The sequence below is a fragment of the Rhodococcus sp. BUPNP1 genome, assembly GCF_002215235.1.
In the GTDB taxonomy this organism is placed as follows: Bacteria; Actinomycetota; Actinomycetes; order Mycobacteriales; family Mycobacteriaceae; genus Rhodococcus.
The window spans coordinates 18,323-39,199 of sequence record NZ_NERM01000015.1; the positions used below are offsets into that span (position 1 = coordinate 18,323).

General features: G+C 69.0%; 20 protein-coding genes. 17 read left to right on the plus strand and 3 right to left on the minus strand.

The annotated features are described in order from the left end of the window. Positions 1–124: 124 nt before the first annotated feature. Positions 125–1,003 (minus strand): LysR substrate-binding domain-containing protein, encoded by an 879-nt coding sequence (locus B9C99_RS16290; RefSeq protein ID WP_088898584.1) that lies wholly within the window; start codon positions 1,001–1,003, stop codon positions 125–127. Between the two features lie 183 nt (positions 1,004–1,186). Here B9C99_RS16290 and B9C99_RS16295 point away from each other — a divergent pair, with 183 nt between their 5' ends. From B9C99_RS16295 to B9C99_RS16370, 16 genes are all read left to right on the plus strand, one after another. Continuing rightward, positions 1,187–2,503 carry an MFS transporter gene (locus tag B9C99_RS16295; protein WP_088898585.1) on the plus strand — a complete coding sequence of 439 codons (1,317 nt, stop codon included), beginning with the start codon at positions 1,187–1,189 and terminating at the stop codon, positions 2,501–2,503. Positions 2,504–2,518: 15 nt separating this feature from the next. After that, positions 2,519–4,225 (plus strand): acyl-CoA dehydrogenase family protein, encoded by a 1,707-nt coding sequence (locus tag B9C99_RS16300; protein WP_016692251.1) that lies wholly within the window; start codon positions 2,519–2,521, stop codon positions 4,223–4,225. Further along, the gene (locus B9C99_RS16305) at positions 4,222–5,397 is read left to right on the plus strand and encodes a CaiB/BaiF CoA-transferase family protein (RefSeq protein ID WP_016692254.1); all 1,176 of its coding nucleotides are present in this window, start codon (positions 4,222–4,224) and stop codon (positions 5,395–5,397) included. The genes B9C99_RS16300 and B9C99_RS16305 overlap by 4 nt, the downstream gene beginning before the upstream one ends. Positions 5,398–5,649: 252 nt before the next feature. Continuing rightward, positions 5,650–5,952 (plus strand): urease subunit gamma, encoded by a 303-nt coding sequence (locus B9C99_RS16310; RefSeq protein WP_016692255.1) that lies wholly within the window; start codon positions 5,650–5,652, stop codon positions 5,950–5,952. 13 nt (positions 5,953–5,965) lie between these two features. Then, on the plus strand, positions 5,966–6,295 hold the full coding sequence (gene ureB / locus B9C99_RS16315; RefSeq protein WP_088898586.1) for an urease subunit beta: 330 nt from the start codon (positions 5,966–5,968) through the stop codon (positions 6,293–6,295). A 4-nt stretch (positions 6,296–6,299) separates the two neighbouring features. Next, entirely contained in the window at positions 6,300–8,000 is a 1,701-nt protein-coding gene (locus B9C99_RS16320; RefSeq protein WP_016692257.1) for an urease subunit alpha, read from the plus strand. Further along, positions 8,000–8,695: an urease accessory protein UreF gene (locus B9C99_RS16325; RefSeq protein ID WP_016692258.1), complete on the plus strand. Its 696-nt coding sequence runs from the start codon at positions 8,000–8,002 to the stop codon at positions 8,693–8,695. Before B9C99_RS16320 ends, B9C99_RS16325 begins: the two co-directional genes overlap by 1 nt. Further along, on the plus strand, positions 8,688–9,440 hold the full coding sequence (gene ureG / locus B9C99_RS16330; RefSeq protein ID WP_016692259.1) for an urease accessory protein UreG: 753 nt from the start codon (positions 8,688–8,690) through the stop codon (positions 9,438–9,440). Before B9C99_RS16325 ends, ureG begins: the two co-directional genes overlap by 8 nt. A gap of 2 nt (positions 9,441–9,442) precedes the next feature. After that, complete coding sequence (locus tag B9C99_RS16335) at positions 9,443–10,183, plus strand: urease accessory protein UreD (protein ID WP_016692260.1); 741 nt, start codon at positions 9,443–9,445, stop codon at positions 10,181–10,183. Continuing rightward, positions 10,170–11,105 (plus strand): energy-coupling factor ABC transporter permease, encoded by a 936-nt coding sequence (locus tag B9C99_RS16340; RefSeq protein ID WP_016692261.1) that lies wholly within the window; start codon positions 10,170–10,172, stop codon positions 11,103–11,105. Before B9C99_RS16335 ends, B9C99_RS16340 begins: the two co-directional genes overlap by 14 nt. Before the next feature lie 220 nt (positions 11,106–11,325). Beyond that, entirely contained in the window at positions 11,326–12,081 is a 756-nt protein-coding gene (locus tag B9C99_RS16345) for a hypothetical protein (protein WP_016692262.1), read from the plus strand. 40 nt (positions 12,082–12,121) lie between these two features. Continuing rightward, positions 12,122–12,439 (plus strand): nucleotide exchange factor GrpE, encoded by a 318-nt coding sequence (grpE, locus tag B9C99_RS16350; protein WP_016692263.1) that lies wholly within the window; start codon positions 12,122–12,124, stop codon positions 12,437–12,439. A gap of 103 nt (positions 12,440–12,542) precedes the next feature. Next, positions 12,543–14,369: an Hsp70 family protein gene (locus tag B9C99_RS16355; RefSeq protein ID WP_016692264.1), complete on the plus strand. Its 1,827-nt coding sequence runs from the start codon at positions 12,543–12,545 to the stop codon at positions 14,367–14,369. A gap of 44 nt (positions 14,370–14,413) precedes the next feature. Then, on the plus strand, positions 14,414–15,706 hold the full coding sequence (locus B9C99_RS16360; protein ID WP_016692265.1) for a hypothetical protein: 1,293 nt from the start codon (positions 14,414–14,416) through the stop codon (positions 15,704–15,706). A gap of 104 nt (positions 15,707–15,810) precedes the next feature. Then, positions 15,811–16,356: a sigma-70 family RNA polymerase sigma factor gene (locus B9C99_RS16365; RefSeq protein ID WP_016692266.1), complete on the plus strand. Its 546-nt coding sequence runs from the start codon at positions 15,811–15,813 to the stop codon at positions 16,354–16,356. An 89-nt stretch (positions 16,357–16,445) separates the two neighbouring features. Beyond that, positions 16,446–16,808 carry a hypothetical protein gene (locus B9C99_RS16370; protein WP_016692267.1) on the plus strand — a complete coding sequence of 121 codons (363 nt, stop codon included), beginning with the start codon at positions 16,446–16,448 and terminating at the stop codon, positions 16,806–16,808. A gap of 13 nt (positions 16,809–16,821) precedes the next feature. Here B9C99_RS16370 and B9C99_RS16375 read toward each other — a convergent pair whose 3' ends face one another. Continuing rightward, positions 16,822–18,264 (minus strand): GTPase, encoded by a 1,443-nt coding sequence (locus B9C99_RS16375; protein ID WP_088898587.1) that lies wholly within the window; start codon positions 18,262–18,264, stop codon positions 16,822–16,824. Continuing rightward, on the minus strand, positions 18,261–20,033 hold the full coding sequence (locus B9C99_RS16380) for a dynamin family protein (RefSeq protein WP_253250098.1): 1,773 nt from the start codon (positions 20,031–20,033) through the stop codon (positions 18,261–18,263). The genes B9C99_RS16375 and B9C99_RS16380 overlap by 4 nt, the downstream gene beginning before the upstream one ends. Positions 20,034–20,170: 137 nt before the next feature. Between B9C99_RS16380 and B9C99_RS16385 the strand changes: the two genes are divergently transcribed. Beyond that, positions 20,171–20,875 carry a DUF899 family protein gene (locus B9C99_RS16385; RefSeq protein ID WP_024100918.1) on the plus strand — a complete coding sequence of 235 codons (705 nt, stop codon included), beginning with the start codon at positions 20,171–20,173 and terminating at the stop codon, positions 20,873–20,875. Positions 20,876–20,877: the final 2 nt, after the last annotated feature.

Genomic DNA, 20,877 nt, shown 5'->3' on the forward strand with positions numbered 1-20,877 from the left:
TGACCTATGCGGGCACGGGCACCGTCGGGTCACCTCCTCCGCTCGAGCGTGGGCCCTTCGAGGGTGCCTTCCACCTTGGCACGCCCGCACTACCCGCAGGGCACATACCGGGGCGCGGCAGCGGTCAGTTCACATGGGCGCGCAGCACATCCACCACCCGCCGGACCGCCGGTGCCGGGTTGTCGCGACGCCACGCGAGCGCGATCGGCAGCACCGGACTGTTCCGCAGCGGGACGTATCGCACGCCCGTCACGGTGATGTCGGTGGTCGACGCGACGACGACCGCGACCCCCACCCCGGCTCCGACGAGGGCCAGCAGGCTGTAGGGGTCCGGCGCCTCCCGGGCGATCGCCGGGGTGAATCCGGCGGAGTGACACACCGTGAAGGTCATCTCCCGCACGCTCGACCCGTGGGCGGCGGGATACACGACGAACCGCTCGCCGGCCAGATCGGCGGCATCGAGTTCCTCCCGCGCCGCCAGCCGATGGTCGGCGGGCAGCGCGACCATGAGCGATTCCTGCCGCACCGTCTCGGTGGCGACGTCCCGGGGCACCGGGAGGCCGACGATCCCCATGTCGAGCAGTCCTTGCGAGACGAGATCGAGCACTTCCCCCGTGTAGGTCTGGGGACGCAGATCCAGCTCGATGGCGGGACAACGCTCCTCGAGCAGCCGGGTCAGCTGCGAGATGACCGTGTATCCGCTCGCGCCGCCGAACCCGACGCTCACCACCCCGGTGACGCCCGAAGCGGTCGACCGCACGACCGTCCGGGCGATCTCGATCTGGGCGGCGATCACGCGTGCGGGTCCGAGCAGCGATTCACCGGCCGCGGTGAGTTGCACCGAGCGGGTCGTGCGGGCGAACAGCTCGGCGCCGAGTTCGCGTTCGAGCGCACGGATCGTCTGACTGAGCGGCGACTGGGCGATGTGCAGTCGCTCCGCTGCGCGTCCGAAGTGCAACTCCTCGGCCACCGCCAGGAAGGCCTGCAGTTGCCGTAGTTCCATGCCGACCTCGATTTTGTCGGTTGATCTACACAATCGTGCTTGATTAGGTCTTGGACTTTACACGGTTGCGCCGGTGATAGTGATCCACGACTCATTCATCCGCGGACCGAGTCCGCTCGACGCCCTCGGAAGTGCAGCGTGAATACTTCTCCAGAGCACACCGCGACCCCACCGCCACGCCCGATGCACGACACCCGGGCAGCGCGCCGCGCCGGAGTGACCGCCTTCGTCGGCACCACCATCGAATGGTTCGACTTCTACATCTACGGCACGGCCTCGGCTCTCGTCCTCGGGGCACTGTTCTTCCCCGACGCGTCCCCCGCGGTCGGCACGCTCGCGGCCTTCGCGACCTTCGCCGTCGGTTTCATCGCCCGCCCGCTCGGCGGCATCGTCTTCGGCCACTTCGGCGACCGCTTCGGACGCAAGAATGCCGTCATCATCACCCTCGCCCTCATGGGAGCCGGCACCATCGGTGTCGGCCTGCTGCCCACCTACGATCAGATCGGGATCTGGGCGCCCGTCCTCCTCGTCCTCCTGCGCGTGCTGCAGGGCATCGCGATGGGCGGTGAATGGGGCGGGGCGGTCCTCATCGCCACCGAATTCGCCCCACCCGGCAAGAAGGTTCTCTACGGCGCGTTCGCGCAGCAGGGTTCGCCGGTGGGCAATCTCCTTGCCACCCTTGCCTTCCTCGGCCTCACCGCGATGTCCGACGCGACCTTCGAGGGCTGGGGCTGGCGCATTCCGTTCCTGGCGTCCGCTGCACTGGTGATCGTCGCCCTCTACATCCGCGTGCGGATCCAGGAGACACCCGAGATGCGCGTGGCCGCCGCCGCCCAGGAACGCACGAAACTGCCGCTCGTCGAGGTTCTGCGCTCCCATCCCGCGTCGCTGCTCCTCGGTGTCGGTGCCGTGGTGGCGGGTGTCGCGATCACCTACGTCAAGACGACCTTCGCCCTCGCCTGGGCCACCACCGATCTCGGGTTCACCCGATCGGACTTCCTGCTCGTGATCACCCTCGCGCTGGTCGCGCAGGTGCTCGTCCAACCCTTCGGCGCGGTTCTCGCCACCAGGATCGACGCGCGACGGGCCGTGCTGTGGATGCTCGGACCCGAGCTCGTCGTCCTGCCGCTGATGTTCGTGCTGATCCGCACCGGCTCGCTCACGTGGGCGATCATCGGCATGGTGCTCGCCACCGCGCCGCATGCGATGTACTACTCGGCGCTGGCCGGCATCCTCGCGCAGGTCTTCCCCACGCACGTGCGCTACACCGGCATCTCGTTGTCGTACCAGATCTCGACGGCGATCTTCGCCGGCACCGCACCGATGGCGAGCCAGTTCCTTCTCGAGCGCACCGACTCGATCCGGCCGGTCGTCGGCCTCGGGATCGGGTACGTGCTGCTCTCCCTGGTCTGCATGACCGCCCTGCTCAAACGCTCACCGACCACCGAGCCCGACGAACCACGCTCCGCACCCGCCCGGACGACGGCCGACGCCTCCTGACACGAACGGACGACCATGAACTACGCCCACACCGACCCGGCCCTGCACGCGGTACTCGACCGCTGGATCTCCGACGCCGACCGGCCGCTCACCTACCGTCTCCTCGATCGTCTGGGTGCCGATGCCGCGGACCGTCTCGACGCGCTCGCGGCCACCGCGAACGCCCATCCGCCGGTGCTGCACCAGTACGACCGCGACGGCGAACGGATGGACCGCATCGAATACCACCCCGCCTATCTCGAACTGTGCCGCGCCGCCTACAGCGAATACGGCCTCTCGGCACTGTCGCACCGCCCGATCCACGGTTGGACGGACACACCCCCGCATCTCGTCAAGTACCTGGCGTCGTATCTGTTCGTGCAGGCCGAGTTCGGCCTCGCCTGCCCGGTGTCGATGACCGATGCCGCCGCGCGCACCCTGCGGATGTTCGGCGACCCCGAGGTCTTCGGTCCGTGGATCGACGGCCTGACCTCCACCGATCCGGCCACCGCCCTGACCGGGGCGATGTTCATGACCGAGACCCAGGCCGGAACGGACATCGCGAAGACCGAGACCCGCGCCGAATTCGACGGCACCGCATGGAGATTGACCGGGCGAAAGTGGTTCGCCTCCAACCCGGACGCCGACGTCGTGATCACCCTCGCCCGGTTCCCCGGCGGCGACGAGAACTCCACGCGCGGGGTAGGAATGTTCATGCTGCCCAAGCGACTTCCCGACGGCACCCGGAACTCGTACACGATCGACCGGCTCAAGGACAAGCTCGGCACGCGATCGATGCCCAGTGGTGAGATCACCCTGCACGGCGCATACGCGCTGCAGGTCGGCGACCTCGAGCGCGGATTCCGGCAGATGACGGAGATGCTCAACACCTCCCGCCTGTCGAACGCGATGCGCTCGAGTGCCCTGATCCGGCGCGCCGTGCGCGACGCCGTCGCTCACACGAGGGAACGGGAGGTCTTCGGGAAGCCCCTGTTCGATCAGCCGCTCATGCGCGCCACCCTGCTGCCGCTGCTGCTCGACGCCGAGGCCGCGCTCGCGCTCGTCGCCTACAGCGGTGCGACTCTCGACCGTGCCGACACGGGCGACGAGCAGGCCCGCAGTGTCGTCCGGATCCTCACACCCGTCGCCAAGCACTACATCTGCAAACGTGCCCGCACCGTCACCGGTGAGGCGATGGAGATCCGGGGTGGCAGCGGCTACATCGAGGACCGCGTGTTCGCCCGCCTCGTCCGCGACTCGCATCTCGGATCGATCTGGGAGGGTTCGAGCAACGTCATCGCACTCGACGTGCTGCGGTCGATGCGCAAGAACGGCACGCACCGGGTCCTCGCCGACGCACAACGCGCTCTGCTCGACGCGGCGCATCCCGAATGCGGCCCGGCGGTCGCGGCACTGCGGGAACGGTGGGACGTGCTCGAGGCGCGCGGCGAAGACCTGCTCGCCGGCGACGACACCCACGCGCAGACCCGCTGCGCGATCTACACCGACGATCTCGCACGGACGGTGATGGCCACCCTGCTCGTGGACCTGGCCTCGCACCGCCTCGAGCGCGGTCTCGGCCACCGGTCGCTGCTCGTCGCCCACGCCTACCTCGAGGGTCTGGCCGGTGAGCCGAATGCCGTCGCGCTCGACCACCTCGCCGCGATCGCCGACGGCACCGACGTCGATCCGTCCGCCGCGGCCGCTGCGGCACCGACTGCACTGACAGGAGTCCGCTCATGAGCACGCATCCCACCGGTCCCGCCCCGCTCGCCGGAATCAAGGTCGTCGACCTGTCGAAGATCCTTGCCGGACCGTACGCGACCATGTCGTTCGCCGACCTCGGCGCCGATGTCACCAAGGTCGAGCACCCCGACGGTGGCGACCCCACCCGGGTGTGGGGGCCACCCTTCGTCGGCGACGACGCCACCTACTACCTCGCGGTCAATCGTGGCAAGAAGTCGGTGACGATCGACCTCAAGTCGGAGGAAGGACAGCGGATCGTGCACCGGATGCTCGCCGACGCCGACGTCGTGGTCGAGAACTTCAAGCCCGGCAGCGGTCTGCAGAAGATCTTCGACTACCGTGCCCTGTCCGAACAGCACCCGCACCTGATCGTGCTGCACATCTCGGCCTTCGGTGACGAGGGTCCGCTGGCCGACCAGCCCGGTTACGACATGGTCGCCCAGGCCGCCGGTGGTCTGATGTCGCTGACCGGAGAACCGAACGGAGCGCCGATGAAGGCCGGGTACGCGATGGGTGATCTCGGTGCGGCACTGTTCGGGGTGATCGGGGTGCTCGCCGCGTTGGTCGAACGCGCTCGCACCGGTCGCGGCCAGTACGTCACCACGTCGTTGTTCGAATGCCAGCTGGCGATGCACGTCAACTGGGCCACGAACTACTTCGCCACCCGGGAGCGACCGCACGCCTTGGGCTCGGCGCACCCGAATCTCGCGCCCTACCAAGCATATCCGGCGAGCGATGGCTACTTCGTCGTCGCGGTCGGGAACGACGGATTGTGGGAGAAGCTGTGCACGGCACTGGGAAGGTCGGAACTTGCGACCGATCCGCGGTTCCTCCGCAACCGTGATCGCATCGAGCATCGCAGCGAACTCGACGAGGTCCTCACCGCGGCGTTCGCCACCGGGACGGTGCAGCACTGGTGCCGCGTCCTGGAAGAGCACGGCGTGCCGGTCTCCCCCATCCGGCATCTCGACGAGATCTACAACGATCCGCACACCGCCGCGATCGGCATGGTCGGCACCGTCGACCATGCGTCGGGTCCGCTCGAACAGATCGCGTTCCCGGTCAATTTCGGTGGGCAGCGACCACCGCTGCGGTCGGCGCCGCCGCTGCACGGGGAACACACCGACGAAATCCTCGCGGGATATCAGGAGGTCTCCGTTCCGTCCTAGCGACGAACGTCTCGAATATCGCTGACCTACGGCCGTTTCCGATCGATCGGGAGCGGCCGTAGGACTGTTCGACCAGAACGACGGTAGAGACATCCCGCTCCGGGTGTCGTCGCGGTCACGCAGTGCGGCAGCACTTCTGAGGTCGGCGTGTCCGGATTTCTCCGCGATACGCGGGGGTAACGTCCGCGAAACAACAGCCGCGCATGATCGGCATCGATTGCACGACCGCCGACTCGCACGAAAGAACGACATATGCAGCTGACTCCCGCCGACACCGAGAAACTCCTTCTGGCCGTCGCCGGCATGGTGGCGCGCGACCGGCGGGACCGCGGCGTCCGACTGAACTATCCCGAAGCCGTTGCCCTGTTGTCCACCTGGGTGATCGAACGGGCACGCGAAGGCGCCGACGTCGCCGACCTCATGGTGAAGGGCCGCGAGGTCCTCGCCCGCGACGAGGTCATGGACGGTGTCGCCGAGATGTTGACCGACGTGCAGGTCGAGGCCACTTTCCCGGACGGACGCAAGCTCGTCACGATCCACCACCCGATTTCCTGAAAGGAGCTCCGACATGGCATCCGGACCGACTTCGGGACCCGGAGCGATTCGCGTCGCCGAGGGCTCCCTCACCCTCAACGCGGACCGCTCCGACGACGAGCGCATCACCCTCGTCTTCCTCAACACCGGCGACCGTCCCATCCAGATCGGATCGCACATCCACCTGCCGGACGCGAACGCGGCCCTCGAATTCGACCGCGAACGCGCGCAGGGCTACCGCTTGGACATCCCGTCGGGGACCTCGCAGCGCTTCGAACCCGGCAGCAGCCGCGAACTGGGCGCCGTCGCCCTGCGCGGGCGACGCGTCGTACCCGGCATCCAGGTGCGGAAGCAGGAGGACTGAGAACGTGGAGATCACACGCGCCGAGTACGCGGCACTGTACGGACCGACGGTCGGCGACCAGGTGCGCCTGGGCGACACCGACCTGTGGATCCAGATCGAGGAGGACCGCACCTTCGGCGGCGAGGAAGCCGTCTTCGGGGGCGGCAAGTCCATCCGCGAATCGATGGCCCAAGGTGTGACGACCCGAGCCGAGGGCGCTCCCGACACCGTGATCACGAACGTGATCGTGCTGGACTGGTGGGGCATCGTGCGCGCCGACGTCGGCATCCGCGACGGCCGCATCGTCGCCCTCGGCCGCGCCGGCAACCCGGACATCGCGGACGGCGTGCACCCGAAGCTGCAGATCGGCCCGTCCACCGACATCATCTCCGGTGAAGGTCGCATCCTCACCGCGGGCGCCTTCGACTCGCACGTGCACCTGCTGTCGCCGTCGCAGATCGTCGAAGCACTCGCCACCGGCATCACCACGATCGCCGGCGGCGGAACCGGTCCGTCCGAGGGATCGAAGGCCACCACCGTCACGCCGGGCCCGTGGCATCTGATGCAGATGCACCGCGCGCTCGACGCGCTGCCGGTGAACGTGCTGTTGCTCGGCAAGGGCAACACCGTCTCCGCCGAGGGGCTGCGCGAACAGGCCCTCGCCGGCGCCGCCGGGTACAAGGTGCACGAGGACTGGGGCTCCACTCCCGCCGCGATCGATGCGGCGTTGCGCGCGGCCGACGAGCACGGACTGCAGGTCGCGCTGCACTCGGACTCGCTCAACGAGGCAGGCTTCGTGGAGAGCACGCTCGCCGCGATCGGTGGTCGCTCGATCCACGCCTTCCACGTCGAAGGCGCCGGTGGTGGGCACGCCCCGGACATCCTGAGCATCGCCGGATTGCCGCACATCATCCCGGGCTCGACCAACCCGACGTTGCCGCACACGATCAACACCGTCGACGAGCACCTCGACATGCTGATGGTCTGCCATCACCTCAACCCCGCCGTCCCGGAGGACCTCGCGTTCGCCGAGTCCCGGATCCGGGCCACCACCATCGCGGCCGAGGACATCCTGCACGACATGGGTGCCCTGTCGATCACCTCGTCCGACGCCCAGGCGATGGGCCGCATCGGTGAGGTCATCACCCGCACGTGGCAGGTCGCGCACGTGATGAAGAACCGGCGCGGGGAGCTCGACGGCGGCATGCCCGCCGACAACGAACGGGCCCGCCGCTACGTCGCGAAGTACACGATCAACCCTGCGATCGCGCACGGTGTCGACCACGAACTCGGTTCGATCGAGGTCGACAAGATGGCCGATCTGGTCCTGTGGGATCCGAAGTTCTTCGGCATCCGGCCGTCGCTGGTCATCAAGGGCGGATCGATCGCCTGGGCCGCGCTCGGCGACCCCAACGCCTCGATCCCGACGCCGCAACCGGTGCTGCAGCGACCGGCGTTCGGCGATGCGCTCGCTCCGCACACGTCGGTGTCGTTCGTCTCCCCCGCCGCCCTCGACGACGGCCTGGTAGAACGACTCGGGTTACGCCGCAGACTGTTGCCGCTGCGGCCGACCCGGCACATCGGCAAGGCCGACATGAAGCAGAACGACGTGTTGCCGCGCATCGAGATCCGCCCCGACACCTTCGACATCGACATCGACGGCGAGCGGGTCGTTCCGGCGCCGGCCACCGAACTGCCGCTCGCGCAGCTGTATTCGATGTTCTGATGTTGCCCGACACTCTATCCCCCACCACGGTGCTGCTCCTTCTCGCGGACGGGCGCGCGCCGGTCGGCGGGAACGTCAACTCGGGTGGGCTCGAACCCGCGCTCCAGGGTGGGATGTCGCCGACCGAGGTGCGCCGCTTCCTCGTCGCGCGGTTGCGCACCTCGGCGGCGGTCGAGGCCGGCGTCGCCGTGGTGACCCGGCACGCGGTGGACGCCGCTGCCGGAGCCGCCCTGACGCTCCGGATCGACGAGATCGAGGACCACTGGGCGGCGCGCACTCCGGGCCCGGCCCAGCGCGACGCGTCCCGGTTGCTGGCCCGCGGCTATCTGCGACTGGCCCGGAACCTGTGGCCCTCCACCGTTCTCGACGATCTCGACACCCGGACCCCGCGGCCCTCGCGGGGACTGGTCGTCGGGGCCATCGCGGCGCTCGCGCGCATCCCGGCGATCGACACCGCACGACTGGTGCTGTACGAGGAGGCGCAGGCGATCGTCGCGGCCTTCCTCAAACTGCACCCCACCGACCCGGCCACCGGTTCGCGATGGGCGCTCGAGGCCTGCGCTCATCTCGAACCGCTCATCGCCGAGCTGTCCGCTCTCACCGATCCGGCGGACATCCCGGCCACCGGTGGTCCCCAGACCGAATTGTGGGCCGAAGCCCACGCATCCGCTCCAGAAAGGCTGTTCCGTGCCTGAACACACCACCACCCGTTCGCTCCGTCTCGGCGTCGCCGGTCCCGTCGGCACGGGCAAGAGCTCGCTGATCGCGACCATCTGCCGCACCCTCGCGTCCGAGCTGCAGCTCGGCGTGATCACCAACGACATCTACACCGACGAGGACGCCCGTTTCCTCCGCTCGGCGGGCGTGCTCGACCCCGAGCGCATCCGCGCGGTGGAGACCGGTGCGTGCCCGCACACCGCGATCCGTGACGACGTGACCATGAACCTGCTGGCCGTCGAGGATCTCGAACGGGACTTCGCGCCGCTCGACGTCGTCCTGGTGGAGAGCGGCGGCGACAACCTCACCGCGACCTTCTCCCCCGCGCTCGTCGACGCGCAGATCTTCGTGCTCGATGTCGCCGGTGGTGGCGACGTCGCCCGCAAGGGCGGTCCGGGCATCAGCCGCGCCGACCTGCTCGTGGTGAACAAGACCGATCTGTCCCCCTATGTGGGTGTCGACGTGCCGCAGATGGTCGCCGACGCCGAGAAGGCCCGCGAGGGCGGACCGGTGCTGGCGCTGTCCCGGACCGACGCCGCATCCGTGCAGGCGCTCGGTGACTGGGTGCGCGAGATGCTGGCGGCCCACCGCGCCGGGTCGCACACCCCTGTCGATCCCGGTCCGATGGCTCCGCACTTCCACGCCGACGAGGACGACGAGCACGATCACGGCCATGGGCACGGTCACGGTCACGATCACGCCGTCGCACACACGCACGACTGATCATGTCCCGCACCACGATCCGTATCGACCGCGCACCGGGCCGGGCACGCCTGGCCCTGCGGGCGGGCATGCTCGTCCCCCGCACGGTCGAGGTCGGTCCGGACCACGCGCGTGTCGCCCTCGTCGCCGCCGGCGCGCTGTTGCTCGGTGGTGACTCGGTGACCGTCGACGTCCACGTCGACGCCGGGTGCACGCTCGAACTGCAGGACATCGGTGGCACCGTCGCCTACGACGCCGACAACCGGCTGTCCCGGTGGGACGTGCGGATCACCGTCGCCGAGGGCGGCACTCTCGTCTGGGACACCTACCCGTTCGTGATCGCCACCGGCGCCCGCGTGCACCGCGACACCCGGATCGAACTCGCCTCCGACGCCGCCGCGAGCATGCGGGAGACCCTCGTCCTCGGACGCCACGGAGAAACCGGGGGCGCGATCCGCAGCCGTACCTCGGTCACTCTCGATCGTCGTCCCCTCTTCGTCGAGGAGTTGTACGCGCACGGCGCGTTCCCCGAGCCCGGGATCCTCGGTTCCGCCCGGGTGCACGACGTCATCGCGACCTACGGGCGACGTACCGAGGGCGACGGCGTCGTCCAACTCGAAGGGCCCGGGAGCCTGCTGCGGTTCCTCGGTGCCGATACCCACTCCTCGCCGCTCGAGTCGACCTGGCGCTCCTGGCGCTCCTGGCGCTCCGCACACGTTCACCCGTCCACCCTCGAAGGGAGTCTCACCCATGCACGTCCCTGACCATTTCCTCCCCATGAGCGCCACCGCGCCCGCCGCGGCGATCGCCACCGGTGCGGTCGTCCTCGCCGCCACCGCCGGGCGGCCGCGCATCACGAGCCGGGACACCCTTCTCGCCGGAACGACCGCAGCGATGATCTTCGGCGCTCAGATGGTCAACTACCCCATTGCCGGCGGCATCAGCGGTCATCTCATCGGCGGCGCTCTCGCGACCGCGCTTCTCGGGCCCCGGCTTGCGCTTCTCGCGATGACCGCCGTCGTCGGTGTGCAGGCATTGCTGTTCGGGGACGGCGGGATCAACGCCCTCGGGGTGAACGTGCTGCTGATGGCGGTGCTGCCCGTCCTCGTCGCCGCCGGTGTCCGTACCGGCGCCGAGCGACTCGGCCTCGGGAAGCTGACGCGGACCACCGCCGCCGTCGGCGCCGGTCTGTCCGTGCCGGTGAGTGCCGCAGTTCTCGGCGTCGCGTACTCGGCGACCGCCGGAACCGGCGCCGCAGCAGCGTTCATCGGCGACCTGACCGCGGTCCACCTGGCCATCGGTCTCGGTGAAGCCCTCATCACCGCTGCCGTGCTGAGCGCCGTGATGGCGTTCGCGCCCGGCGTCGCCGCGTGGGACGCACGGCCTTCCGTCACTCCTGTTGCCGTCCGACGTGGTCTCGCCGCGATCGGCGGTCTGGGCGTGGTCAGCGCCTGTGCGCTGGCTCTCGGCGCGTCCGGTAGTCCGGACGGTCTCGAGCACATCGTCGGTGCCTATTCGCTGCCGGTCGGTGACGCCGCCTTCGCCGGTCTTCCCGGCCTCGCCGACTACGGCACGCTCAGTGGCACCGAATTCCTCGCGGCACTGGCCGGGCTCGCCGCCACCGCGGTGATCGGCGCCGCCCTCGCCGCGATGGGTCGTCACACGCCGGTCCGTCAGAGCGCGTAACGGTCCTCTCGAAGCCCCTTCGAGCGGTGCGGTCGCTGATGCGGCCGCACCGTTCGGCGTTTCGCGACCGATACGATCACCGACCGTTGCAGCTCCGTGACCTGGCGTTTTCACCGCCGATCAGGAATCTCGGAAATTTTTTCGATTCGGCGGGAACCTTTCCGCCTCCCGGTCTCTCTTACCTGTGTCAGTCACCGAGACACCGAAAGAGGCACCGACCATGGCTACCAACTCCTTCCCCGGCAGCAGCTCCTCGAACGCCGACCGCGCCGCATCGCAGTCCACCGCCAGCGACCGTGCGGACTCGTCGTACGGCTCGCAGTCCTCCTACGACGGCAACTCGTCCTACGGCTCCTCGTCGTCCGACCAGTCGGGATCGACGAGCTACGAGTCCTACGAGCGTTACGAGCGGTACGACAGCTCCGGCTCCTCGAGCTCGGACTCGTCCTACGGCTCGGCGAGCAATTCGGGTGCGTCGAGCTCCGCCGGATCGGCCTCCTCGGCTTCCGATCGCGCCGCCGCGGAGAACGCCGAGTCCACCTCGAGCGTGACCTCCGGTTCCGCCTCCACCGAGCCGGTCGTGCTCGACGAGTACACCCTCGGTGACGGCACCCGCGTCGCCGACGTCGACGTGGACGGCGACGGACAAGTCGACCTGTCGCTGGTGGACTACGACGGCGACGGCAGGACCGACGCGCAGATCAGCGACTCCGACGGCGACGGCAACGCCGACCTGATCGAGTTCGACCGCGACGGTGACGGTTACATCGACGCCGTCGCCGGTGACCTCGACGGTGACGGCCGCCTCGATCTGGCCGTCTTCGACGAGGACGGCGACGGCGAGGTCGATGTGGTGGTGGACCTGCACTCCGGTGCGGTGGACTACGACGGCGACGGCATCGCCGACGACTACGTCGACGTCTCGGCCTTCGACAACGGTTCGGAGTCGACCGACGCCGGTTCCGATCTGGTCTGAGACCCACTCCGACCGATCCGAGACGAAGGGCAAGCAGGTGATGTCACCGCAGATCCGTGAGCGGATCGACGAACTGATCGCGGCGGCGGATGTCGCGGCGGACGGGCCCGAGCGCGCCGCCGCGACCGCACGACTCGCCGATCTGGGAGTCGAACGTCTGGCCGTCGAGCCCGGGACACGGTTCGATCCGAGCCGTCACCGTGCAGTGGCGGTGACGCCGGCAGCGGCACCGGCGGAGGAGAACCTGGTCGCCGCGATGATCCGGCCCGGCTGGTGTCACGAGGGGCAGATCCTGCGCTATGTCGAGGTGCGGGTGCAGGTTCCGCCGGCGCAGTGCCCGGCTCCGGGGGCGTCGTGACACCCGCCACCGGGCGACGACCGTTCGCCGCTATAGAGTCCGCGGCGGTCATCGCACCGTCCATGCAGGTTTTGTGGGTTCGCATTCGAGAGGCACGATCGAGATGAGCTGGGTTCTGGCGGTCGATTTCGGCACGTCCAACACGTCGGCGGCACACCGGATCGGCCCGGACCGGGTCGAATCACTGCCGCTGACCCACACCTCCAACCTCATGCCGTCCTCGGTGTACGTCGACCACACCGGGGCGATCACCACCGGCGACGTCGCCATCAACCAGGCCGGCGTGGATCCGGCCGGCTTCGTCGCCTACCCCAAGACCCACGTGGCCGTCGGGTCGGTGATGGTCCGCGGCCAGGACGTTCCCGTCGCCCACACCATCGCCTCGGTCCTGCGCACCGTCTACAACCAGGCGCTACCCCGGCACAACAACCATCCGCCGGCGGAGGTCGTGCTCACCCACCCCGAGGCCTGGTCCCAGCGCGAACTCGACGTGCTGCGCCACGCCGCATCCCTGGCCGGACTCGGCGGCAGCGTCTCGCTGATCTCCGAACCCCGCGCCGCGGCGTTCTACTACTCGCGCCAGCACGACGCGAAGATCGTCAAGGGCTCGACGATCGCGGTGTTCGACTTCGGCGGCGGCACCCTCGACATCGCCGTGCTCACCGCGACGAGCGAGTGGACCTTCGAGGTCATCCGAGCCGGCGGCGACAACACCCTCGGCGGCAAGAACCTCGATGCCACCGTCGCCCGGTGGGTCGACGACCGCCTGCGTGACGACGATCCGGATCTGGCGGCGTGGTTGCGCACCCCGGACGGCCTCGATGCCCGCCGCACCCTCGACGATCAGATCCGCCGCGCCAAGGAACTGCTCTCCGAACATCCCTCCGCAACGATCCGGGTCACCGGCAACGGCGCGGATCTGACCTTCACCATCACCCGCGACGAGTTCGAGCAGCTCATCGAACCGCAGATCACCCGTGGCGTGCAGCTCGCCGCCCAGGTGCTGCGCGATGCCGGGGTGGACCGGTCGGGTCTGCAGGCGCTGTATCTGACCGGCGGCTCCTCCCGGATTCCGTACGTGCATCGGCGCCTGTCCGAACTCGGTTCCATCGCCACGCTCGACGACCCGAAGACCGTCGTGGCCAAGGGCGCGGCCGGGTTCGTCGCCGGCGGGCGCACCACCGAACCCGCCGCGGACCTCGACACCGAGGTGCTGCGACCGGACACTCCCCGCCCCGCAGCACCCCGACCCGGCGTTCCCCGTCCGGGTACCCCTGCGGTGCAACCGAACCCGGCACCGACGCGCGACGTGGAGCGGTCACGGCCGTCTCGGCCCCTGCTCATCGCCGGGGGCGCCGCGCTGGCGGTGCTCGTCGCCGCCGGGGTGGTCTTCGGCCTGACCCGTGGGGACGCGGACGACGGAGCGTCGGCCGGCGACGCTGCCGCCCCCGCTGTGGCCGAGGACAGGTCGGACACCGGCGCACCGCCTCCGGCGACGTCGGATTCGGTCTATCGCAGTGAGAGCACCGACGAGGTGGTCGAACTGCTGCCGACCAAGTTGCTCACCGGGTCGAGTTCGTGCGAGAAGTCCGGCTTCTCCTCGGAAGGTGCCATGCAGGTGCGGTGCCAGATCAGCCCCAACTCCAACCTCGGGAAGGCGCTGGGCATGGAACCCACCGACTACGAATCCGTGTCGGCGTACCGGGACGATCAGTACGCACGCTCGAACTTCATCCGGCTCCGTGACGCCAAGAACGACAACACCAGGATCGTCTCGGCGGACGGCACGCGTATCGCCGACTACGACCACCCACCGGGCGGCAACTCGTACTTCACCGTCATCGACAAGTCCACCGGACTCGTCGCGCAGTTCTCGACGACGACGGAGCGCGGCGAAGCACTGCTCGCCGAACTCGGTTGGAACGCCTGACCTGCCTTACCTCCCATACCTTCCTCTTCAGGAGTCCTCTTCTCATGCACATCCCTCGAACCGGCCGGCTCGCCCTAGCCCTGGCGGCCGTCACCGTCGTCACCGTGGCCGGCTGCTCCTCCGACAGCGACGCCACCGTCGTCGACGAGACCACCACGGCCGAACAGACCTCTGCCGGTGTGGATCTCGATTCGCTCGATACCGGTGACTACAACACCCAGCCGCGCGATTTCGTTGCGCTGGGCATGGCGGCCGAGGATTTCGGTCCGGCGGTGGAAGGCCAGCGACTCGCCGAGTTCGTCGTCCACCCGCACACCGTCGACCCGGCTCTCTCCGTCGGCGGATCGACCAACGGCGTGTTCCTCGGCGGCACGGGCAACATCTTCTCCGGCAGCGAGAACGAGATCCTGAAGGAATTCTCGATCATCAACGCCTTCACCAGCTTCCGGAGCACCGACGACGACAGCCGCGAGTTCGGTGTCAGCGTCTGGCGATTCCCCACCCCCGAGGACGCCGCCGGCGCCGCGCAGGCCCTGTACGAGTACAAGCTCGGGCCCGCGGACGGTCCGTTCGCCACCGGTCCGGAGACCCCGACGACGCTCCCGGAACTGCCCGAGACACTGGCCACCACCTACTCCTGGCCGGAACTGGCCACCACTTCCCTGAGCACGCTCACCACACGCGGCATGTTCGTCGTCTACACCTACAGCGGCGACGACAGCGGTGGGACCGAGTGGATCACCGATACCGCGACGCGCGGTGTGCAACAGCAGATCGAGCTGCTCGACCGGTTCCCGGCCACCCCCACCGACGAGATCGCCTCGCTGCCCATCGATCTGGACAAGGTGATGGCCCGGGCCGTGGGATTCGTCGACAGCGAGTACTCACGTAACTCCGACATGGCGGTCTACGGACCGGACGGCTGGTTGCACTACGACTCCGCTCCGGCCGACACCGAGGTGGTGTTCGAGCAGACCGGCACCGATCGTGTCGCGAAGGTCAACAGCGTCGTCTATCGCACCGCGGGCCCGGACGAGGCCGAGGTCCTGAAGGACGCGTTCGCTGCACACACGGCCGAGACGTATCCGGACCTGGTCGAGGACCCCTCGCTGACGCAAGGTCTTCCGAACACCACCTGCTGGTCGGGCGACGTCGCCGACGGCCGAGCCGCCGCGTGCCTGATGACCTACGGCCGCTACGTGGCCGAACTGTCCGGCTTCCGCTCGATCGGCAACGAGAATCCCGACTCCGACACGCTGCGCACCGTGCCGCAGCGCGTGGCCACTCAGTACGTCAAGTTCGTCCGCGCCGAGGAGATGGGCCTCGGCGAGAACTGACCTCCTCGCGGTCCGGTGACCGTCGGTGCACGACACCGATGGCGGTCACCGGACCGCTGCGCGACGCGGCCGGGTAGGTTACTCCGCGTACAGATGGGGGTGCCATGCACGAGACGGAGTTGATCGAACGGTGCCGGTCCGGCGACCGGGCCGCGTTCGCCGCACTGGTGGAACCGTCGCGCACCCAGGTGTGGGCGGTATGTGTGCAGATCACCGGCAACCGCCACGACGCCGAGGACGCCCTGCAGGACGCCCTGATCGCCGCCTGGCAGAACCTCGACAAGTTCCGGGGCACCTCCCGCTTCGGTTCCTGGCTCTACCGCATCGCGAGCAACGCCGCGCTGGCGATCGTGCGCAAGCGCCGCGAGATCCCCGACGACGAGATCGACCTCGGTCGGGCCTCCACGGTGCCGGGACCGGCCGATCGCGTCGTCGACACCGACGCGGTGCGTCACGCCCTCGCTCGACTCCCGGAACAGTTCCGCGTCGCGGTCGTGCTCCGCGAATACGCCCAGATGAGTTACGCCGAGATCGCCGAGCATCAGAACGTGCCGGTCGCGACGGTCAAGACCCGCATCAACCGGGGACGAGCACAACTCGTCGAACTGCTCGATCCCGCCCGCCTCGATCCCGCCGGTCTCGATCCCTGACCGGTAGATTGGGACGTGGCAGGAACATTCCGGGGCCCACACGACTCCAACCTGACGACGACGGACAACGGGGGAAGAAGGAAGAGCCCATGACAAGCGATGAGACCGATCCGCTGCCCTCACTGGGGGAGCTGCTCGGTATCGATGTGCTCGCCGACCTACCGGAACTGCCCGATCAGGTCTGGGAGCGCGCGCTCGACATCGCCACCGACCCCGGCACTGCCGCGGTCGATACCTCGTTGGTCCCGGACGACGACGAGATCGTTCCGGAGACGGTCACCGTCGACTCTGTCGACCTCGATCCTGCCCTCGACCCCGATGCCGACCTCGACAGCGCAGGTGGAATCGACCCCGGCCTTGTCGACGACGACAACGACGAGGCTTCATCCGACGACGAGGCAGCCTCGTTCGGCTTCACCGACAACGTCGACGAACCCGATCTCGGCGCGTAACCCGCCGACCGGGTCAGTGTCCGCGGACGATCACCGTATAGGCGTGCGTCAGCGCTGTCAGCGCCGTGTCCTCCGCCGCAGACCGCGTCGACACGCTCTGGGCCTGCACCGCGACAAGCTTCTGTTGCGCCATCGCTCGGATCTGCTCGGGTGACGCCGTCGGCTCCAGCCCCAACGCCTCGGCGATCGTGCCGCCGCGCAGCACCTGGACCAGTTCGTCGACCGCCGGCGCGCTCGGGTCGGCCTGCAGCAGAGATCGCAACGCCCGCAACAACTCCACCGGCACCAGCGCCGGGTCCGTGCGCAGCGCCGAGACGATCTGCCGGATGGCGTCGCGCGCCGGATGCGAATAGACGAGGGCGTCGAGTTCGGCGAGGATCCGGCCGGCGCGGTGCAGCACCGCGAAGCGACGCAACGACTGTTCGAGCACCGCTCGCAGCGGATGGACGCCGGACACCCCGGACAACCACAGGTTGACCTGGTGCGCCCCACCCGTTGCCTGCGCGCGGGCGTGCACGAGCCCGTACTCCCCGATCAGCTCCAGCAGTCGCCACACCTGATCGCGCGGCACCGGCAGCGCGGCGGGATCCGCGTCGAGCAGATCGAACAACTCCAGCGGGGCCAGTGGGGCGAGCGCCACGAGCGCGTGGGCGTCGGCGTCGGTGAACGCACCGGTGTGGGAGGTCTGCGCCAGCAACCCGGCGACCGGCACCACCGTGCCGACCTGTCCCGCCAACCGCCGCGCGAGCACGTTCGCGTGTTCGGCGGCGTGTCCGAGCGGATCGCGGTTGCCGAGCACCCCGCGGCCGAAACCGTCTGCGCGCGAAAGCACTCCGAGTGTGTTCAGCGGAGTGAAGCCGAGGCGCTGCAGGAATTCGACCTCGTCGGTGCGCGGCATCGAGTCGAACAGGAACACCGCCGCGTCGGCGTCGACGGACGCCGAGCGGGTCTGCTCGAATCCGTCGATCAGGGCGCGCTCGGTGGCGGCGGCGTTGGTGACGGTCAGTGTCGCCAGACCGGGGGTGTCGACGAGGGTGATGGTGCTCAGCGCATGGGAGGGCAGGTAGCGGTGCACGTACGCGACCTGCTCCGGCGGGACGCCGAGGTCGACGGTGGTGCCGAGTGCCAGCGGCACGGGTCGACGGGTGCCATCGGTGGACACCACGTCGGCGCGGGAGGGCGCACCGTTCTCGTAGACGGTGACGACATTGGTGGCCTCGAGCGCCGCGGTCTCGGCGACCGGCGCCCCGATCAACGCGTTCACCAGGGTGGATTTGCCGGCCTTGAGCCGCCCGACGACGACGATGCGCGGCGGTGACCACAGGATCGCGCCGATACGGTTGGCGTGGGCGACGAGATCACCGCCGAGCGCGGCGAGTTGGTGCAGGGCGGCGTCGATGCGCTGGTGCACCGGATCGGGTGCCCCGGTCTGCGGTGGGATGTGCGGGGCGCTCATGCGGCACCTCCCCTCAGAGCCGTATCGATCGGGGTGATGCGGGCGCGAGTGATGCGCAGGTTCTTCTCCAGTCGTTCGATGTTCGCGGTGCGGGTCGCGGCGTCCGCCTGCGCGGCGCGCTTGGCCTCGTCGATACGCTTCTGCAACTCGGTGATCCGGTCCTGCAGGTGTTTGCGGCGACGCAGCACGATCTCCGGGCGGGTGGTGGCCATCGCGGCCTCGAGCATGCGGGTCGTGACGGTCCGCACGGTCGCGAGGGTCTCGCGCAGCCAGGTCAGCAGGTTCGTCTTGCCGGTGCGCATCGCCTTGAACCCGAGATTGATCGCCACCCAGGCGACGCCGGCGATGGCACCGGCCCCGATCACCGCGCCGAGCATGGTGGTGCCGATCATGCCCATCGTCAGCACGCTCGGATCCAGCAGCCCTTGGCGTTTCGAGCCCACCTCCCCGGTCACCAATGGATCGGTCTGCAGCGCCTCGAGGGTGATCTCGCGGATGTGCTCCCACTGCTGCGGGTCGTCGAAGAGGTCGGTGACGATCTTCTCGAGGTCGTCGAGGAAGACCTGCGCGGTGGTGGCCATCGCGTCGAGCAGGTCGGCCTGGATCTGGGCGGTGAACACCTGCGGGGAGCGCCGCAGCACCTGCATCGACGACTTGTTGATGCGTGTCGTCCAGTCCTCGCGCACGCGGGCGAACTCCTCGTCGAGGCGGGTGATCGCCCGTTGCCGCGCGAGGGTGAGGTCGCGCTGCAGGTGCTGTTCCCACTGCTGCGCCTCGTCCTTGAGCCCCTTCAGCCGTTCCATCTCGGCGGTCAGGTCCGGGATCGCGGATTCGCCGTCGCGCACCACGGAGAGTTCGTCGCTGATTCCGGTTTCGATGCGGCGCAACCCGTCGAGGGCGACGCGCAGCGCATCGGCTTCGGGGCGGTGCCGTGCGGCGGCGACCCGCTCGTCGAGCATCCCCCACAGTCCGGGGAGACCGGAGCAGGCGAGGCTGCGCTCGCGCACCGGGGAGGGCGGTAGCGCAGTCGCGGCCAGGGCTCGCACGCTCGAGACGGCGACGACGGGGATGTCGCGGCCGACGTGTTCCGCGACGGCGCGGCGGTTCTCCGCGACGATCTGTTCCCAGCGGGTGAGGTTCTTGTCGGTCTTGGTGACCACGACCAGCACGTTCTCCACTCCGGCAGCGCTCTCGCGCAGGAACCGCATCTCCGGTTCGGTCAGCGGGGTCGACGCATCGCATACCAGCACGAGCACGGCGGCCCGATCGGCGGAGTGAGCGGCCATCGCCGCGTGCCGGGGGTCGAGGCCGCCGATGCCGGGAGTGTCGACGACCGACGCGTTCGTGAGCTTCTCGGACGCGATCGGCACGACCGCCGCGACCGGCAGCGCCTCGACGGTCGGGTCCTGGACGTAGCGGCCGCCGGTGGTGATCCACTCCCCCAGCTCGGCGCGGTCGATGCGCCGGCGCCCGTCGGGGAACACCAATTCGGCGGTGCCCTCCGGGAAATCGTCGGTGGCGGTGACGAAACGGGTTGCGACGGCGGTCGAGTGCTCGACGTCGTCGAGAGCGGCGCCGTCGCGGCCGATGAGAGCGCTGACCAGCAGACTCTTGCCGCGCTTGATCTCCCCCACCACCACGATCGACGTCGGCCGGCCGGTGTCGGCGAGTTTGCGTTCGGCGCGGTCGGCGACCTCGTCGTGCTTGTAGGCGCGCAGCACCTTGCACGCGCCGTCGATCAGGTCGGCCACAGACGGATCAGGAGACACGCGACGACACTACATACCGGTCGGTACGGGGCCGTGCTCCACTCCGGCGTTCGGACTCGTGGCCGCGTCCACGATGATTTCCGGCTCCTGCCCCGGTCAACATTCGTGAACGGATCCGTCCGACTCCGGGAGACGTCATGACCCAGCAGACCACCCGCGCCCTTCCTCCGATCGTCGACGAGCAGACATGGCGGTCGGCGCTCGACGACCTACGGCGACGGGAGAAGGCCGCCACTCGCGAACTCGACGCCATCGCAGCGCAGCGCCGCCGGCTGCCGATGATCGAACTGCCCGACTACACGCTGATCGGCGCCGACGGCCCGATCCGGCTCGTCGATGTGTTCCAGGGCCGCTCGCAGCTCATCACCTATCACCACATGTGGTCCGACGGTGCCGAATGGCAGTGCGGCGGATGCACGAGTCTCACGACGCAGTGGACCCGGCTCGGCATCCTCGACAACTACGACGCCCGCATGGTCATCGTCACCAACGGGCCGATCGACGAAGCCCTCGCCTACAAGGCGAAGGTGGGCAACACGATGGAGTGGTACTCGTCGTCGGAGAGTTCGTTCGGCGCCGACGTCGACGCACCTCCCGGTGGAGGGTTCGCGGTCAACGTGTTCCTGCGCGACGGCGACAAGGTCTACCGCACCTGGCACACCACGGGCCGGGGCACCGAACAGCTCAGCTACACCTTCGCGCTGATCGACCTTCTTCCGTGGGGCCGTCAGGAGGAATGGCAGGACTCGCCCGAGGGCTGGCCGCAGTCGCCGACCTATTCGGGGTGGCTCGACTCCCCCGACGTGGCGCGGCTCTACGGTCCCGGCACCGGCGCGCAGTGAGG

Bases quoted from the DNA above. Each gene is read 5' to 3' on its own strand.
- B9C99_RS16385 (WP_024100918.1), top strand. From the start codon at position 20,171: ATGACCCAGCAGACCACCCGCGCCCTTCCTCCGATCGTCGACGAGCAG.
- B9C99_RS16365 (WP_016692266.1), top strand. From the start codon at position 15,811: ATGCACGAGACGGAGTTGATCGAACGGTGCCGGTCCGGCGACCGGGCC.
- B9C99_RS16290 (WP_088898584.1), bottom strand. From the start codon at position 1,003: ATGGAACTACGGCAACTGCAGGCCTTCCTGGCGGTGGCCGAGGAGTTG.
- B9C99_RS16340 (WP_016692261.1), top strand. From the start codon at position 10,170: ATGCACGTCCCTGACCATTTCCTCCCCATGAGCGCCACCGCGCCCGCC.
- B9C99_RS16360 (WP_016692265.1), top strand. From the start codon at position 14,414: ATGCACATCCCTCGAACCGGCCGGCTCGCCCTAGCCCTGGCGGCCGTC.
- B9C99_RS16295 (WP_088898585.1), top strand. From the start codon at position 1,187: ATGCACGACACCCGGGCAGCGCGCCGCGCCGGAGTGACCGCCTTCGTC.
- B9C99_RS16305 (WP_016692254.1), top strand. From the start codon at position 4,222: ATGAGCACGCATCCCACCGGTCCCGCCCCGCTCGCCGGAATCAAGGTC.
- B9C99_RS16335 (WP_016692260.1), top strand. From the start codon at position 9,443: ATGTCCCGCACCACGATCCGTATCGACCGCGCACCGGGCCGGGCACGC.
- B9C99_RS16345 (WP_016692262.1), top strand. From the start codon at position 11,326: ATGGCTACCAACTCCTTCCCCGGCAGCAGCTCCTCGAACGCCGACCGC.
- B9C99_RS16310 (WP_016692255.1), top strand. From the start codon at position 5,650: ATGCAGCTGACTCCCGCCGACACCGAGAAACTCCTTCTGGCCGTCGCC.
- grpE (WP_016692263.1), top strand. From the start codon at position 12,122: ATGTCACCGCAGATCCGTGAGCGGATCGACGAACTGATCGCGGCGGCG.
- ureB (WP_088898586.1), top strand. From the start codon at position 5,966: ATGGCATCCGGACCGACTTCGGGACCCGGAGCGATTCGCGTCGCCGAG.
- B9C99_RS16300 (WP_016692251.1), top strand. From the start codon at position 2,519: ATGAACTACGCCCACACCGACCCGGCCCTGCACGCGGTACTCGACCGC.
- B9C99_RS16355 (WP_016692264.1), top strand. From the start codon at position 12,543: ATGAGCTGGGTTCTGGCGGTCGATTTCGGCACGTCCAACACGTCGGCG.
- B9C99_RS16325 (WP_016692258.1), top strand. From the start codon at position 8,000: ATGTTGCCCGACACTCTATCCCCCACCACGGTGCTGCTCCTTCTCGCG.
- B9C99_RS16370 (WP_016692267.1), top strand. From the start codon at position 16,446: ATGACAAGCGATGAGACCGATCCGCTGCCCTCACTGGGGGAGCTGCTC.
- B9C99_RS16375 (WP_088898587.1), bottom strand. From the start codon at position 18,264: ATGAGCGCCCCGCACATCCCACCGCAGACCGGGGCACCCGATCCGGTG.